The organism is Pseudaestuariivita atlantica (assembly GCF_001205715.1).
Taxonomy (GTDB): Bacteria; Pseudomonadota; Alphaproteobacteria; order Rhodobacterales; family Rhodobacteraceae; genus Pseudaestuariivita; species Pseudaestuariivita atlantica.
On the sequence record NZ_AQQZ01000002.1, the window covers coordinates 238,780 to 253,442 of the forward strand.

A 14,663-nucleotide genomic window follows, 5' to 3' on the forward strand; every position below is an offset into this window, starting at 1 on the left:
ATGATCCCGAACCGCCGCCTTTTCCCGATCCTGTGCCTCTCGCTGGGGCTGGCCGGGTGCGGCGGTGTCCTGCCCGACCTGCGGGGCGGGAGCGCGGAGGGCGCGGACAAGGCCGCCGGCGCGGTCGAGGCCGACATCGCGTTGCGGTCTGACATTGCCGAACCCGTCGACGAGGCGGCGCCGAAGCGCGGTTTCCTCGCCGGGTTTTTCGAGCGCAAGGACGCGCCACGCGCGGGGTTGAGCCAGCCGAAGGCGAGGCCCGAGGGCGAGGCGGTGGGCGAGCTGGTCCTGACCGGCGGGGTCGTGGCGCGCGCGCCCGCGGGCTATTGCGTCGATGCCTCCGCCGCCAGCGGTCCGGGCATCAGCCGCCGCGTCGCCGTCATGGCCAGTTGCGACCGGGTGTCGGGCAAGGGGCAGGGCGCGGACGTGCCCTCGGCCGTACTGACCGTCACCGTCGGGCGGCTGCACGTGCTGGGCACTGCCGATGTCGATGCGCAGGCGCTGGCCGCGGCCTTTGCCGACCAGGGGCCGCGCGCGGCCAAGGGTGGCGAGGACCTGGTGGTGGTGCAGCTTGAAAAGGGCGGCGACCTTGCCGTGCCCGGCGCGTCGCCGGTGCATTGGCGGGGCGTTCTGCATGTCGGCCCGCGGCTGGTGGGGCTGGCCGTCTACGTGCCGAAGGGCAGCGCGCTGGTGGGTGCGAGGGGCGGCGACCTGTTGCGCGACCTTGCCGCCAGCGTGCGCGATGCCTCGGTCATCGCGCGGCGATCCGAGGACCTGGTCGCCGACACCGACGGCTGAGGCGCGAAGGCCACGCCGGACCGCCATTCGCAGGTCTGCGTTTGTGGATCGTTCACCTTTTTGGTTAATGTTGCCGGAACAGGCCCGAACGGGCCAAGCGGGCGGAGGCAGTATGAGCGACCGGGGTGGATCGCGTCTGGACAGGATGGTGCATGGCTTTGCTCTGCGCCGCTGGGCGCGTGCGGCGGAATCGGCGGCCGAGACGGACCTGTCGGACCTGCGCGACCAGCGCGGCCGCGCGCGAGCCCTGCGGAGCCATATCGACAAGCTGCTGCACGTGGCCGAGGGGCGGCTGGCGCTGCCCGCCATCGGGTCGACCGCGATTGCCAAGCCGCATGGCACCGACTGGGCGTGGCGGCCGGAATTGTGGCGCGGGCCCCTGGGCGTGCCGGGCATGTCCTCGGTCCAGTCCAAGGCGATGCTGGGCCGCGAGGTCACGCTGTTCCACGATTGCGCCCATTCCGAGCTGACGCTGCGCCAGCTGCGCAACACGCGGGAGGCCGACCTTGCGCCCTTCGGGCTGCGGCTGGACGTGTTCCAGTTCGACGGGTCCTACCTGTCGCTGGCCATCGACCTGCCGAAGGACGCGACCGAGGGGCTGCGCAAGCGCCACGTCATCCGGATGGAGACGATCGTGGAGATGGAGAAGCCGCTGGAACTGTTCGCGCGGCTCAACATCAAGCACGGCCCCAACACCGAGCAGATCGTGCGCGAGGTGCCGGTCAGCGCCGAGGAGGTCGCGGTGGAGTTTGACCTTGCCTATACCAAGATGAACGAAAAGCGGGTGACGGGCCTGTGGCTCGACGTGATCTTCGAGGGGCCGCAGATGAACCAGGTGATCCTGCGCGACCTGACGATGACGCGGTTCCCGCGGGCCGAGATGTAGGGATGTGACCGGATGAGCGATTATGCCCTGACGAAGGTGCGCCTGTTCGAAGGCGTGTGGGAAGGCGTGGTGACGCGGCTGCGCGACGGCGCGGGGCGTCCGAACCTCAAGGTCACGCATCTCGAACAGCCGCTCGAAGGCGTGTCGCTGAGCGAGACGCAGGACGAGGGCGCGTGGGACCTCAAGGTGCGCGTCCCGGCGGAGGCGATCGCCGACGGCGTGCAGACCGTGCTGATCACCGATGGCGACACCGACGAGACGCTGGGCTCTTTCGCGATTCTCGCGGGCGAGGCGCTGGGCGATGACATCCGGGCAGAGATGGACCTGCTGCGCGCCGAACTCGACATGCTGAAGCGCGCGTTCCGCCGCCATTGCGTCGAGACGACCTGAAACCGGGTCAAACGCCGGAATATTGATCAACCCCTAAACGTTTACGCGAGGTAAGCGCGGGCGGCTTTCGCTGGGGTTGTGTAGTTATCCACAGAAATTGTTGTTTTATCTTAAATCCTTGCGTGGCCGGGGCGGGTTGGACAAGCTGCCTGCATTCAAGTGAAGTCACTCGTTTCGCGGATTTGCAGGTTGGGGCCACCGTGAAGATATTGCTGACGCAGCGGGCGCTGGAGAAATACAGCGGGTCCGAGCTTTATACCGCCGAAGTGGCGCGCGGCCTGAAGGCGCGGGGCCATGACGTGGCCGTCTATTGCCCGCGCCCCGGCCAGATCGCGCGGCTGATCTCATCGAACGGGATCGTGGTGGCGGACGCCACCGACGCGCTGCCCTTTGTCCCCGACGTGATCCACGGTCAGCATCACTTGCCGCTGATGGCGGCGCTGGCGCGGTTCGAAGGCGTGCCCGCCGTGCATGTCTGGCACGGCGCGCGGCCATGGGTGGAAGAGGTGCCGCACCATCCGCGCATCGTGCGGCGGATCGTGACCTCGGGGCGGATGCGGCCGCTGATGGCGGCCGAGCACGGCATCCCCGAGGACCGGATCGACCTGATCCCCAACACCGTCGATACCGACCGGTTCTCGCACGTGCGCACGGTGCCCGACCGGCCCCACAGCGCGACGCTGTTCGGGCATGGCGGGTTTTACGCGCACGAGTTGCGGATGCTGGAAGAGGCCTGCGTCGCCAACGGGCTGACGCTGGAAAAGATCGGCTATCCCTACAACAACCCGCGCCCGCGCCCGGAATACGCCTTGCCGGATTTCGACATGGTCTTTGCCATCGGGCGGTCGGCGCTGGAGGCCATGGCCTGTGGTTGCGCGGTAATCCCTATCGTGCCGCAACTGGCGGGCACGCGGATAACGATGGATACGCTCGATGACTGGGCGGAGGCGAATTACAGCCCGCGCTATTACCGGTCGGCGGACCGGTTCGACACGGCATGGCTGCGCGGCCAGATCGCGGCGTGGGACCCGGTGGACATCGCGCGCGTCACGCAGGAGGTGCGGCGGCGCTTTACCTTCCAGGCCGCGCTGGATGCTTTCGAGGCGAGTTATGCCCGCGCCGTGGCCGATGCGGGCACCGCCAGCGGCCAAGGCGAATTCGCGGGTTACCTCGGCTGGCTGGCGGGCGAGGTGAACGACATGTGGGAGTCGCGCAACGTCTCCCGCGAGGAGGTCACGGTGCTGACCGCCCGGACCGAGCGGCTGCGCGAGGACCTGGCGCAGGCCGAGGGGCGCGTCCGGCACCTGATGCAGTTGCTCTTGGCCGAGCGCGGGATCGCGACCGAGCCCGCGGCCAACAGCCATGACGAGGCCTACCGCGTGATCGTGGCGGCGGGGGTGTTCGACCCGGCATGGTACCTCGACACCTACCCGGAAGTGGCCGAGGCCGGGATCGACCCGCTGGAGCATTACCTCGAATTCGGGGTGGTGGAGGGGCGGCGGCCCACCGCCTCGTTCGATCCCGAGGCCTACTGGGCCGCGAACCCGCATCTGAAGGGGCTGGGCGCAACCGCGCTGGAAAGCCATGCCCGCCAGATGCTGATGGCGGCGGATCTGTCAAAGGCGGGCGACGGCGATGGATGACCTGCGCGGGATACGGCCGCGTCCGGCGCCTGAGCTGGGCAACTGTCGGGAGTGGCGGTTCGACACGGGGCTGGAGGAGTGGCTGACCGCGCATGTGCGCTATTGGCGATGCGAGGAATGTGTCGTCCTGCCCAAGGTCGCGGTCAACGCCATGCGCAGCGTCGCCAACTGGCGGCGCGGGCCGCGGGTCGTGGATGCGGTGATCCCGCCGGGCACGCCCATCGGCACCTTCATGCACCGCGATGGGCGGCCTGCCGACCGCTGGGATGGCGGCGAGGGGCTGGGCGCGCCGGGCAACGACACAACCCATTCGGCGGTTCTGGCGGGCTACCTGATGGACGCCTATGGCGGGGTGCTGGGCCTGAAGGTGTGGGAATTGTATCCCGGTTGCGGGATGCGCGCACGGCGGCGCATCTACCCGCTGGATGACAGCCGGTTCGGGTCGCGCAATGCCCGCAACTACCACGTCATCTGCGAACCGGACGGTCGTCCGCTGGGCGGGCGGGACAATCCGGTTCACGCGATGTGGCCCGCGGGCCGCAATGACGCTGCGTCTGCAGGTGACGCGGGGCGCGAGATGGGGTTGAGTTGGCGCGACACCGAGGAGGCGTGCCATGACCCTGTATCCCCACCTACTTGAACCGCTCGACCTGGGCTTCACCACGCTGAAGAACCGGGTGCTGATGGGGTCGATGCATACCGGCCTTGAAGAGACCAAGGACTGGAACCGCGTGGCGGAGTTCTATGCCGAACGCGCGCGCGGCGGCGTGGCGCTGATGGTCACGGGCGGCATGGCGCCGAACCGCGAGGGCGGGGTCTTTCCGGGGGCGGCGGGGCTTTATACCGACGACGACATCGCCAACCACAAGGTGGTGACCGACCGGGTGCACGACGCGGGCGGCAAGATCGCAATGCAGATCCTGCATGCGGGGCGCTATGCCTATTCCCCCGAATGCGTCAGTGCGAGCGCGGTCAAGTCCCCGATCTCTCCCTTCCCGCCGAAAGAGCTGGACGAGGACGGCATCGAGAAGCAGATCGCCGATTACGTGACCGCGACGACCCGCGCCCGCGAGGCCGGCTATGACGGGGTGGAAATCATGGGGTCCGAAGGGTATTTCCTGAACCAGTTCCTCGTCACCCACACCAACAAGCGCACCGACCGCTGGGGCGGCCCTTACGAGAACCGCATGCGCCTGCCGGTCGAGGTGGTGCGCCGCTGCCGCGAGGCGGTGGGCGAGGATTTCATCATCATCTACCGCCTGTCGATGATCGACCTTGTCCCCAACGGGTCGACATGGGACGAGGTCGTGATGCTGGCCAAGGCCATTGAAGAGGCGGGTGCCACGATCATCAATACCGGCATCGGCTGGCACGAGGCGCGCATCCCGACCATCGCCACCTCGGTCCCGCGCCGGGCGTTCACGTGGGTGACGAAGAAGTTGATGGGGGAGGTGAAGGTCCCGCTGATCACCTCGAACCGGATCAACATGCCGGACGTGGCCGAACAGGTGCTGGCCGATGGCTGCGCCGACATGGTCAGCATGGCGCGCCCGTTCCTTGCGGATGCGGATTTCGTGAAGAAGGCCGAGGAAGGCCGCGCCGACCAGATCGCGCCCTGCATCGCCTGCAACCAGGCGTGCCTGGACCACACGTTCAGTGGCAAGCTGTCGTCGTGCCTGGTGAACCCGCGCGCGTGTCATGAGACCGAGTTGACGATCACCAAGGCCGACGCGCCCAAGACGGTGGCGGTCGTCGGCGCCGGTCCGGCAGGCCTGTCGGCGGCGATCACGGCGGCAGAGCGGGGGCACAACGTCACCGTGTTCGACCGGGACAGCCAGCTGGGCGGGCAGCTCAACATGGCGAAGCAGGTGCCGGGCAAGGAAGAGTTCTGGGGTCTGGTCGACTGGTTCGCCCGCATGGTCGAGGTGAACGGCATCGACCTGCGGCTGGAGACCGAGGCGACGGCGGACATGCTGGACGGGTTCGACGAGATCATCATCGCCACCGGCGTCCTCCCGCGCGACCCGCAGATCGCGGGGCAGGAGGCGGCGCTGTCCTATGTCGACGTGCTGAAGCACGGGGCCGAGGTGGGCAAGCGCGTCGCGGTCGTGGGCGCGGGCGGCATCGGGTTCGACGTGAGCGAGTTCCTTGTCCACGAGGGCGAGAGCCCCACAGAGAACCTTGACGAATGGCGCGAGGAATGGGGCGTGGGCGATCCGTCCGAGACCCCCGGCGGGCTGGCCGCAGAAGGCCCGCAACCCGATCCGGCGGCACGGCAGGTGACGCTGTTGCAGCGCAAGTCCGAGAAACCGGGCAAGCGGCTGGGCAAGACCACAGGCTGGATCCACCGCGCGGCGCTGATGATGAAGGGCGTCGAGATGAAGGCGGGCGTGAATTACGAACGCATCGACGCCGACGGCCTGCATGTCAGCTATGGCGAGGCGCGGGAAAACCCCGAGGTGATCGCCGCCGACACGGTGGTTCTGTGCGCGGGCCAAGTGAGCGAGCGGTCGCTGGCCGATACGCTTGAGGCGGCGGGCCGGACCGTGCACGTGATCGGCGGCGCGGACGTGGCAGCGGAACTCGACGCCAAGCGCGCCATCGACCAGGGCACCCGGCTGGCGGCAAGCCTTTAGGCGGGCCGCTCATCGGCCCTGATGGGCCGCCTCGCCACGGGATGCGCGGGAGCAGGGGAAATTTCGGAACGGGCAAAGGGGCCTTGAGCGTTGAGGGGGCAAATCAACGCACAGGAGGCTGACATGCCGAAGATCAACGAATCGAAGATCCTCATCATCGCCACCCATGGCTACGAGCAATCCGAACTGGAATTCCCGCGCGACCAGCTGCGGGTCAAGGACGCGACGGTGCACGTCGCCACGCCGGACGGAGAGGCCATCAAGGGCTGGGAAGGCAGTGACTGGGGCCGCGAGGCGGAGGCCGATCTGAAGATCGCCGATGCCAAGGTCGAAGACTATGACGCGCTGGTCATCCCCGGTGGCCAGATCAACCCCGACCTGCTGCGCGTGAACGAGGACGCCATCAAGCTGGTCAAGGCGTTCCACGATGCGGGCAAACCCATCGCCGCCGTCTGCCACGCGCCGTGGGTGCTGGTCGAGGCGGGGATCGCCAAGGGCCGCAAGATGACCTCGTACCACTCGGTCAAGACCGACGTGATCAATGCCGGCGCGCATTTCGAGGACAGCCCGGTCGTGGTGGACCAGGGCATCATCACCAGCCGCAATCCCGACGACCTGAAGGACTTCGTGTCGAAGATCGTCGAGGAGGTCGAGGAAGGCGAGCACGCGCGCAAGGCGGCCTGACGCCATGCGCCCGAAGGGTTGACGACGGGGCCGGACCTTTGCAGGTTCGGCCCCTACTTGTATGCGGATACCGCCCATGACCCCGATCTGCGCCTTTGACATCGACCCGTCGGGCCGGGCCGTGCCCGTGGCCAGTGCCAGTGCCGAACCACCTGCGCAAGGCTATCGCTGGCTGCACCTTGACCTGACGGACCCGGCGACGGTGAAATGGATCCACGCGGAATTGCCCGAACGCGTCGCGGCGGCGCTGACGCAGGCGGAAACGCGCCCCCGCTGCGACGTGGTTGGCGACGGCATGATCCTGAACCTGCGCGCGATCAACCTCAATGACGGGGCGGACGTGGCCGACATGATCTCGTTGCGGTGCTGGGTCTCCGCCGGGCTTGTCATCACCGCGCGTCTGCGCCGGGTCTTTGCCGCCGACGACATGCGCCTGCAGGCGGAAGCGGGTCACGCCCCGGCGGATGCGGGCGTCTTCGTGGCGACGCTGACCGACCGGCTGGTCGACCGGATCGAGGGTGCCTCGGTCGCGCTGACGGACGCGATGGACGCGGTCGATGACCGGGTCCTCGATGCGGACGAGGGCGTGCATGACGAGCTTGGCCCGGTGCGGCGCAGGGCCATCATGCTGTTGCGCTTTGCCCGCCCGCAACGCGACGCGGTGGCGAAGATGTCGACGGTGAACGCCGTGGTGGACGAACACGAGCGGTTGCGGCTGGCCGAAAGCGCGCTGCGCCTGACCCGCGCGGTGGAAGAGATGGAAGCGGTTCGCGACCGGGGCGCGGCGGCGGCCGACCACCTCGACGCGATTCACGCCGCGCGTCATTCGCGCAACTCCTACGCGCTGAGCGTGGTGCGGCGGTGTTCCTGCCGCTGGGCTTTCTGACGGGGCTGTTCGGGGTGAACGTGGCGGGGGTTCCGGGGCTCGACTGGCCCGGCGCCTTCGCGGTTCTCTGCGTGGCGATGGTCATCAGCGCCGCGGTGGTCCTGTGGCTGTTCCGCTGGCTGCGCTGGATCTGAGCACGGTGGCCCCGCCCCGGTGAACCGCCACCGGGGCGAGACACGCGGTTATTCGGTCACCGTGATGGTGATCACGTCGGACTTGATCGCCGTGTCGTGGGGCGCGTGATACAGATCGCCCAGCACCAGTTGCAGTGTGTGCGTGCCCGGCGCCAGTTCGACAGAGGTTTCCGTCTGGCCCTTGCCGAAATGGCGGTGGTTGTCGTCGGAATAAAGCCCGTCGGCATCCATCTCGGCATCGTCCGCACCTTCGCCGAACGGCGCGCGGTCGACCAGCAGGTGGTGGTGGCCGGTCATCTCTTTCTCGGTCCCGGCGGGCGCGACGCCCATGCCGGACAGGCCGAATTGCAGGAAGACCGGGCTTTGCACGGTCGCCCCGTCGGTAATGTTGATGAAATAGACCTTGGCATCGGGGTTCGAAGGTGTCTCCCCCGCGAAGGCGGCTGAGCCGAGAAGCGCGAATGCGGCGGCGGTTGCGAAAGTTTTCATGGGGTTGTCCTCCCTGTCATGTCATAACCCACACCGACAACACGGGAGCCTTCGGGTTTATGCGGTGGGGTGCGCGGAAAAATGCGGTGAGGGCCGGGATCGGCGCGGTGTATCCGCGCCTGTGGCGGTTCTGCGTGTCGCTGGCGGGGGATCGCGCGGCGGGCGAGGACCTGGCGCAGGCAACGGTTCTGCGCGCGCTGGAGCAGGCGGCGAAGTTCCAGCCCGGCACGCATCTGGACCGCTGGCTGTTCGTGATGGCGCGGCGGCTGTGGCTGAACGAGTTGCGGCACCGCGCGGTGCGCAAGGGCACGGGCCTGCGCCCGGTGGAGGAGCTGGACCTGCCCGATCCCGCGCCGGGGATAGAGACGCATATTTTCGCATCAGAAGTGTTTGACGTGGTGACGGCCCTGCCCGAGGCGCAGCGCGTGACCGCGCTTCTGGTGCTGGTTGAAGGTTACAGTTATGCGGAAGCGGCAGAGGCGCTCGACATTCCGGTGGGGACGGTGATGAGCCGGATCGCCGCGGCGCGCCGGTCGGTCGCGGCACGGGTGGGCGACGCGCAAGAGGCGGGGCGGAAGGTACGATAAGCGGGAACGTGATGGTGGAACGGTTCACGGATGAAGAGATCTCGGCCTTCCTTGACGGAGAGGCCGACCCCGCGCTGGCGGTGCGGATCGCGGCGGCGCGTGACGCCGACCCGGACTTTGCCGCCGATCTTGCCGCGATGGAAGCGGCGGGCGCACATCTTGTTGCGGGGTTCGATGCGCTGATGGCCGACGCGCCCGACGCGCCGGACCTGTCTCCCGCTGCCGGGCGCATCGCTTGGCGCGGAATGGCGGCGGGGTTCGCCGCAGGTATTGCTGTTGCCGCGATCGCGGGCGCGGGGTGGCTCTATTCCCGCCCGCCCGCTTGGGAGCGCTACGTGGCGGCCTACCAGGCGCTTTACGTGCCGGCCACCGTGGCGGGGGCGGACCTGACGCCTGATGCGGCACGGGCGCGGATTGCCGAGCTTGCGCCCGAGCTTGGGATTGACCTGTCCGCGCTGCCGGATTTGCCTGGGCTGAACCTGCGGCGCGCGCAGATGCTGGGCCATGACGGTCAGCCCCTGTTGCAGATCGCCTATGCCGATGCCGAGGGCCGCCCGGTTGCCTTGTGCATCATCGCCCGCGCGGGCGGTGCCTCTGCCCCCGTGATGCGGGAGATGGAGGGCCTGCCCGCCGTGGCATGGGCCACAGATGCCCATGCCTTCCTGCTGATCGGCGGCACGGCAGAGACCGTGCAAAAGGCGGCAAAGGTCGCGCGGGCGGCGCTGTAAACACACTGTTCCCCTGTTTCGCCGCCCCAGACAATCCGCGGGATTACCCCGATATTGTCTGCCGCCTGCCTCACACCGGTCGCATTTCGCCGCCATACGATCCTCGACAAAAAGAGGACAGAGCATGGACCGACTGACCGAAATGGAAGCCTTTGCCACAGTGGTGGACCAGGGCGGATTTACGGATGCGGCCAAGAAGATGGGCATTTCCAAGTCTGCCGTGTCGAAGCACGTCAGCTCGCTGGAGGCCCGACTTGGCGCGCGCCTTCTCAACCGCACGACGCGCCGCGTGTCGCCGACCGAAATCGGCCTGGCCTATTACGACCGCGCCCGCCGGGTGCTGAACGATGCAGGCGAGGCGGACGCGCTGGTCACGTCGATGCAATCGGCCCCGTCGGGCCTGTTGCGGGTCAGCGTCGCGACCGATTTCGGGGTCAACCACCTGAGCCCGATCCTGGGCGATTTCCTGGCCGAGTTCCCCGACATCACGGTGAACATGGTGCTGAACAACCGTTACGTCGAGCTGATCTCGGAAGGGTTCGACATGGCGATCCGGATCGGTGACCTCGAAGACAGCACGTTGCGGGCGCGCAAGCTGACCGAGACCAACAAGCGCATGATCGCCGCCCCGTCCTATTTCGAGAAATACGGCCGCCCGGCCAAGATCGACGACCTGAACGAGCACAAGCTCTTGCACTATTCCAACCAGTCCTCGGGCAACGTGTGGAAGGTGACCGCGCCGTCGGGAGAGAAACGCCAGGTGCGTACGGCCGGCTGGCTGTCGGTGAATGACGGGCAGTCGCTTCTGAACGCCTGCATGGCGGGGCTGGGCATCGCCTACCTGCCGTCGTTTCTGTACGCGGACGCGATGGAACAGGGCCTTGTCGAGGACGCGATCCCCGACCTGCCGATGGAGACGCAGGGCATCTACGCCGTCTACCCGCCGGGCCGGTTCACCCAGCCCAAGGTCCGCGCCTTCATCGACTTCCTCGTGCACCAGTACGGCGACAAGGGCGCGAACGACTGGTAATCGGCGGGGTCGGCTGGGAACCAGCCGACCTACATATCCGCGACGCGACCATGATGTAGGTCGGCTGCTCGTCAGCCGACCTTTTTCATTCGGTCGAGATCAGGATCACCTCGACCCGGCGGTTGCGGTCGCGGCCTTCGGGGGTGAGGTTCGAGGTCAGCGGCGCGAGGTAGCCCATGCCCTCGGCGGCCATCTGCGCGGCGGGGACGCCATGGGTGTCGATCAGGCGCTGGCGCACCGATCCCGCGCGGCGTTTGGACAGCGCGATGTTGCCGTCGAGCGAGCCGGTCGAGTCTGTATGACCCACCAGCGCCACCCGGCGGCCGGGATTGGCCTTGAGGTAATCCGCCAGCGTGGCCAGTGACGCAAACGGGCCGGCGCCGAGCGCCGAGGACCCGGTTTCGAACGCGAGGTCCGAAAGGATGTAGCGCCCGTCGGTTTCCAGCGCCTCGCCCAGCGACAGCGCGCCGGCGGAGGTCACGCGGCTTGCGGTTGCCGTGACCGTCGCCTGTGCGGCGGCGTCACCGGCCTGGATGATCTGGACGAACCCGGCCTCGTCGGTGCGGCTGACCAGCACCGACACCGCGCTGCGCGCGCCGTCGACCGCGCGCCAGGCCGACAGGAAGCGGTAGCGGGCGAGGTCGACGAACATCTCGGGCGCGGGCAGCACGTCGATCGAGAAGCGGAAATCGAACCCGCCGCAGACCTCTGCCTGGCACTCGAAGACGATGTCGAACCCGTCGGCTTCGAGCTGGTCGCGCAGGGGGGCGATCAGTTGCAGCGTGGTCAGGCCCGCGACGGGAATGCGCCACGCCTGCCGCGACACGCGGCCTTCGAAGGTCTCGGTCGGCAGCAGCCCGTCGCTCCACGGGCCGGTGGGCAGGGCATAGCTGTCGAAGGCGCGCACCTGCGCGCCGTCCGACACCGCGCCGCGCGGCAGGTCGAGCGCGGAGAGCGGCGTCACCGCCAGCAGCGACAGGAGCGCCGCCGCTGCCGCCGTTCTACCGGTTGCGGGCATGGTATTCGTCATTCGGGCGCATGTCGGTTGCGGCGGCGAGCCGGTTCGTCATGTTGAAGAAGGCGGCCACTGCCGAGATGTCCCAGATGTCGCGCTCGGTGAATCCGTGGGCGCGCAGGCGGTCGCGGTCGGGGTCCTCGATCTCGGCCGGGCGGCGGGTCACGGCCACGGCGAAGTCGAGCATGGCCCGGCGGCGCGCGTCGAGCGCGGCGGTGCGGTAGTTCATCACCAGCTGTTCGCCGAGGATCGGGTCGCCCGACAGGGCGCGCACCGCCTGCCCGTGGGCGACGAGGCAGTAGAAGCAGCGGTTCTCGGCGCTGACGACGACGGCGATCATCTCGCGGTCGAGCTTGGTGAGCCCGCTATCGGCAAGCATCAGGTCGTTGTAGAGCCCGGTGAAGGCGTTCAGTTTGTCGATGTCGAAGGCATGGGCACGCAGCACGTTGGGCACCAGCCCCAGTTTCTCCTGGCAGATGTCGAAATAGGCCTGCGTTTCCGGCGGCAGGGGATCGACGGGTGGCAGGTCGAGCGCGGAGGGCTGGTCGGGGCGGGTCATGGGGCCTGGTCCTTGATGCGGTAGTGGTATTGTCCCACGTGTGTCAGGCCGAGGGAAGCGTAGAGCGCCTGTGCGGGTGCATTGGCGGCGGTCACGAGGACGGAAAACTGCGCGGCACCGTGGTCGGCGGCCCAGATCGCGGCCTGCCGCATCATCCAGACGGCCAGCCCCTTGCGCCGGTGCGCGGGCCGGATTTCGAGCGCGTGCAGCATCGCGATCCCGTCATGGATGGCGACGAAGGCGGCGGCGGCGGGCTGGTCGTCGATCCGGCCGAGGATGCCGGTTTTCGGCCCCGGAGCGCGGTCCATGACGCGCAGGCGGGCGGCGTCCGTGCCGCCTTCGGCCCAGATGTCGCGCATGATCTGCAGGGGTTCCCAGATGGCGAAGGTGGTGACGCGGGGAACGGGCGTTCCGGTCAGCCGGTCGGTGGGCGTGACGAGGATGTCGGTCGGGTCCTTCAGCGCGAAACCGCGCGCGGCCAGCGCCGCGTCGAGTGCGGACTGGCCGGGACGGACCATGAAGAGCGGTCGCGCCATGGCGGCGATGGCATCATCCAGCGCGCTCTCGTCGGGCCCTGCCGTGCCCGCCTCGTCACAGGTCGCTGCCGATACGCGCTGACCGCCGCCGTCGCCGTCGCGCAGGGTGAAGGGGCCGAGCCGGCGGGTGGATTTCGCGGGCCAGGTGCCGTGGATCGCGGCGCAGAGCCGGGGGAGGAGGGACGGGTCGGTCATATCTCGGCGAGGCGGGCGGCGAGGTCCTCCCGCACCTGCGCAAGCCGCGCGGCATCGGTGCCCCGGATCACCACGTTGACGCCGAACCCGCCATCCTTCTGGAACGGGTAGGAGCCGAAGGACAGGTCGGGATGGGCCGCGACCATGTCGGCGAGCGGCTTGGCGATGTCGCCTTCGCCACGGTCGACGCGCAGGCTTTCCGACAGCAGCGGCGCACCGCCCGTCAGCGTCGGCAGGACCGAGGCGACCATCGCCGTGAAGATGCGCGGCACGCCCGCCATGACGTGCACGTTGCCCAGCGTGAAGCCCGGCGCGGCGGAAACCGGGTTGTCGATCAGCGTGGCGCGCGAGGGGATGCGCGCCATGCGCAGGCGCGCTTCGTTCAACTCGATCCCCTGCGCGTCGTAATGGGCCTGCAACACCGCGCGGGCATCGGCACGCACGTCGATCGTGTCGCCCATCGCCTCGGCGATGCAGTCGGCGGTGATGTCGTCGTGCGTCGGGCCGATCCCGCCCGAGGTAAAGACGTGGTCATAGGCGGCCGAGAGGGCGCGGGCGGCCGCGACGATGGCGGGGGCGTGGTCGGACACGACGCGCGCTTCCTTCAGGTCGATGCCCACGCGGGTCAGTTCGCCTGCGAGGTGGTGCATGTTGGCGTCGCGCGTGCGGCCCGAAAGGATCTCGTCGCCGATCACCAGCATGGCGGCTGTGGGGTTGGTCATGGGGCCTCCTTGAGTACGCGCTGGTCACGGTATAGGGCGGCTGTCATGCAGTTTCCATCGCCTCTGGTGCCGGGTCGGCTGATCCGGCGGTACAAACGCTTCCTTGCCGACGTGACGCTGGAGGACGGGCGCGAGGTCGTGGCGCATTGCGCCAATCCCGGCAGCATGATGGGGCTGGCCGAGCCGGGGATGCGCGTCTGGCTGGAGCCGAACGACGATCCGAAGAAGAAGCTGAAGTTCGGCTGGCGGCTGGTCGAGGTGCCGGGCGGGTTCGTGGGCGTCGATACCGGCGTGCCGAACCGCGCGCTGAAGGCGGCGCTGGAGGCGGGGGAGGTCGCGGCCTTTGCCGGCTATGACAGTGTGCGGGCCGAGGTGCCGTATGGCGCGGGCAGCCGTGTGGATTTCCTGCTGACGGGCGGTGATGCGCCCGATCTGTGGCTGGAGGTGAAATCGGTCACCCTGTCGCGGCAGGACGGTCTGGCGGAGTTTCCCGACAGCGTGACCAGGCGTGGAGCCAAGCATCTGGACGAGTTGGCCGGGCGCGTGCGCGCGGGCGACCGGGCGGCGCTTTTGTACCTCGTGCAGCGCACCGATTGCGACCGGGTCTGCGTCGCCGCCGATATCGATCCCGCCTATGCCGCCGCGTTGGATGCCGCGCGCGGGGCGGGGGTGGAGATCATGGCGCTGGCCGCGAAGATTGACGTGACCGGGATCACGGTCGGCGGGCCCTTGCCGGTCCTCTGAC

The 14,663-nt window shown here is 68.5% G+C and carries 16 protein-coding genes and 1 pseudogene; 12 read left to right on the forward strand and 5 right to left on the reverse strand.

The window, feature by feature from the left end; translation table 11 throughout:
- From ATO11_RS04635 to ATO11_RS04670, 8 genes and pseudogenes are all read left to right on the forward strand, one after another.
- Complete coding sequence (locus ATO11_RS04635; RefSeq protein ID WP_050529668.1) at positions 1–798, forward strand: hypothetical protein; 798 nt, start codon at positions 1–3, stop codon at positions 796–798.
- Between the two features lie 112 nt (positions 799–910).
- Complete coding sequence (locus ATO11_RS04640) at positions 911–1,684, forward strand: DUF6478 family protein (protein WP_050530033.1); 774 nt, start codon at positions 911–913, stop codon at positions 1,682–1,684.
- A gap of 12 nt (positions 1,685–1,696) precedes the next feature.
- The gene (locus tag ATO11_RS04645; protein WP_050529669.1) at positions 1,697–2,074 is read left to right on the forward strand and encodes a hypothetical protein; all 378 of its coding nucleotides are present in this window, start codon (positions 1,697–1,699) and stop codon (positions 2,072–2,074) included.
- 200 nt (positions 2,075–2,274) lie between these two features.
- Positions 2,275–3,717, forward strand: a complete 1,443-nt coding sequence (locus ATO11_RS04650; protein WP_134643068.1) for a glycosyltransferase — start codon at positions 2,275–2,277, stop codon at positions 3,715–3,717.
- A complete protein-coding gene (locus tag ATO11_RS04655) occupies positions 3,710–4,357 on the forward strand; it encodes a hypothetical protein (RefSeq protein WP_050529671.1) in 648 nt (215 codons plus the stop codon). The genes ATO11_RS04650 and ATO11_RS04655 overlap by 8 nt, the downstream gene beginning before the upstream one ends.
- Entirely contained in the window at positions 4,332–6,353 is a 2,022-nt protein-coding gene (locus ATO11_RS04660) for an NADPH-dependent 2,4-dienoyl-CoA reductase (protein ID WP_050529672.1), read from the forward strand. Before ATO11_RS04655 ends, ATO11_RS04660 begins: the two co-directional genes overlap by 26 nt.
- A gap of 123 nt (positions 6,354–6,476) precedes the next feature.
- A complete protein-coding gene (locus ATO11_RS04665; RefSeq protein WP_050529673.1) occupies positions 6,477–7,037 on the forward strand; it encodes a type 1 glutamine amidotransferase domain-containing protein in 561 nt (186 codons plus the stop codon).
- A gap of 76 nt (positions 7,038–7,113) precedes the next feature.
- A pseudogene (locus tag ATO11_RS04670) lies at positions 7,114–8,057 on the forward strand (zinc transporter ZntB).
- Between the two features lie 48 nt (positions 8,058–8,105).
- Here the strand turns inward: ATO11_RS04670 and ATO11_RS04675 are convergent.
- Entirely contained in the window at positions 8,106–8,546 is a 441-nt protein-coding gene (locus ATO11_RS04675) for a DUF4399 domain-containing protein (RefSeq protein WP_050529675.1), read from the reverse strand.
- An 86-nt stretch (positions 8,547–8,632) separates the two neighbouring features.
- On the opposite strand from ATO11_RS04675, the gene ATO11_RS04680 reads away from it, so the two are divergent.
- The 3 genes from ATO11_RS04680 (at position 8,633) to ATO11_RS04690 (ending at position 10,891) form a co-directional block, all read left to right on the forward strand.
- Positions 8,633–9,133, forward strand: coding sequence for an RNA polymerase sigma factor (locus ATO11_RS04680; RefSeq protein WP_242601354.1), 501 nt, complete (start codon positions 8,633–8,635; stop codon positions 9,131–9,133).
- A gap of 11 nt (positions 9,134–9,144) precedes the next feature.
- The gene (locus tag ATO11_RS04685; RefSeq protein ID WP_050529677.1) at positions 9,145–9,861 is read left to right on the forward strand and encodes a hypothetical protein; all 717 of its coding nucleotides are present in this window, start codon (positions 9,145–9,147) and stop codon (positions 9,859–9,861) included.
- Between the two features lie 124 nt (positions 9,862–9,985).
- Positions 9,986–10,891: a LysR family transcriptional regulator gene (locus tag ATO11_RS04690; RefSeq protein WP_050529678.1), complete on the forward strand. Its 906-nt coding sequence runs from the start codon at positions 9,986–9,988 to the stop codon at positions 10,889–10,891.
- An 85-nt stretch (positions 10,892–10,976) separates the two neighbouring features.
- On the opposite strand, the gene ATO11_RS04695 is transcribed toward ATO11_RS04690, so the two are convergent.
- From ATO11_RS04695 to ATO11_RS04710, 4 genes are read right to left on the reverse strand one after another with little or no spacing between them, the layout of a single operon-like run.
- Positions 10,977–11,921: an OmpA family protein gene (locus ATO11_RS04695; protein WP_242601355.1), complete on the reverse strand. Its 945-nt coding sequence runs from the start codon at positions 11,919–11,921 to the stop codon at positions 10,977–10,979.
- Positions 11,893–12,465 carry a peroxidase-related enzyme gene (locus ATO11_RS04700; protein ID WP_050529680.1) on the reverse strand — a complete coding sequence of 191 codons (573 nt, stop codon included), beginning with the start codon at positions 12,463–12,465 and terminating at the stop codon, positions 11,893–11,895. Before ATO11_RS04700 ends, ATO11_RS04695 begins: the two co-directional genes overlap by 29 nt.
- A complete protein-coding gene (locus ATO11_RS04705) occupies positions 12,462–13,196 on the reverse strand; it encodes a GNAT family N-acetyltransferase (protein ID WP_050529681.1) in 735 nt (244 codons plus the stop codon). The genes ATO11_RS04700 and ATO11_RS04705 overlap by 4 nt, the downstream gene beginning before the upstream one ends.
- Entirely contained in the window at positions 13,193–13,918 is a 726-nt protein-coding gene (locus tag ATO11_RS04710) for a competence/damage-inducible protein A (RefSeq protein ID WP_050529682.1), read from the reverse strand. Before ATO11_RS04710 ends, ATO11_RS04705 begins: the two co-directional genes overlap by 4 nt.
- A 45-nt stretch (positions 13,919–13,963) precedes the next feature.
- Here ATO11_RS04710 and sfsA point away from each other — a divergent pair, with 45 nt between their 5' ends.
- Positions 13,964–14,662 (forward strand): DNA/RNA nuclease SfsA, encoded by a 699-nt coding sequence (sfsA, locus tag ATO11_RS04715; protein WP_050529683.1) that lies wholly within the window; start codon positions 13,964–13,966, stop codon positions 14,660–14,662.
- Position 14,663: the final 1 nt, after the last annotated feature.

Bases quoted from the DNA above. Each gene is read 5' to 3' on its own strand.
- ATO11_RS04635 (WP_050529668.1), top strand. From the start codon at position 1: ATGATCCCGAACCGCCGCCTTTTCCCGATCCTGTGCCTCTCGCTGGGG.
- ATO11_RS04640 (WP_050530033.1), top strand. From the start codon at position 911: ATGAGCGACCGGGGTGGATCGCGTCTGGACAGGATGGTGCATGGCTTT.
- ATO11_RS04645 (WP_050529669.1), top strand. From the start codon at position 1,697: ATGAGCGATTATGCCCTGACGAAGGTGCGCCTGTTCGAAGGCGTGTGG.
- ATO11_RS04655 (WP_050529671.1), top strand. From the start codon at position 3,710: ATGGATGACCTGCGCGGGATACGGCCGCGTCCGGCGCCTGAGCTGGGC.
- ATO11_RS04660 (WP_050529672.1), top strand. From the start codon at position 4,332: ATGACCCTGTATCCCCACCTACTTGAACCGCTCGACCTGGGCTTCACC.
- ATO11_RS04665 (WP_050529673.1), top strand. From the start codon at position 6,477: ATGCCGAAGATCAACGAATCGAAGATCCTCATCATCGCCACCCATGGC.
- ATO11_RS04675 (WP_050529675.1), bottom strand. From the start codon at position 8,546: ATGAAAACTTTCGCAACCGCCGCCGCATTCGCGCTTCTCGGCTCAGCC.
- ATO11_RS04685 (WP_050529677.1), top strand. From the start codon at position 9,145: ATGGTGGAACGGTTCACGGATGAAGAGATCTCGGCCTTCCTTGACGGA.
- ATO11_RS04690 (WP_050529678.1), top strand. From the start codon at position 9,986: ATGGACCGACTGACCGAAATGGAAGCCTTTGCCACAGTGGTGGACCAG.
- ATO11_RS04695 (WP_242601355.1), bottom strand. From the start codon at position 11,921: ATGACGAATACCATGCCCGCAACCGGTAGAACGGCGGCAGCGGCGGCG.
- ATO11_RS04700 (WP_050529680.1), bottom strand. From the start codon at position 12,465: ATGACCCGCCCCGACCAGCCCTCCGCGCTCGACCTGCCACCCGTCGAT.
- ATO11_RS04705 (WP_050529681.1), bottom strand. From the start codon at position 13,196: ATGACCGACCCGTCCCTCCTCCCCCGGCTCTGCGCCGCGATCCACGGC.
- ATO11_RS04710 (WP_050529682.1), bottom strand. From the start codon at position 13,918: ATGACCAACCCCACAGCCGCCATGCTGGTGATCGGCGACGAGATCCTT.
- sfsA (WP_050529683.1), top strand. From the start codon at position 13,964: ATGCAGTTTCCATCGCCTCTGGTGCCGGGTCGGCTGATCCGGCGGTAC.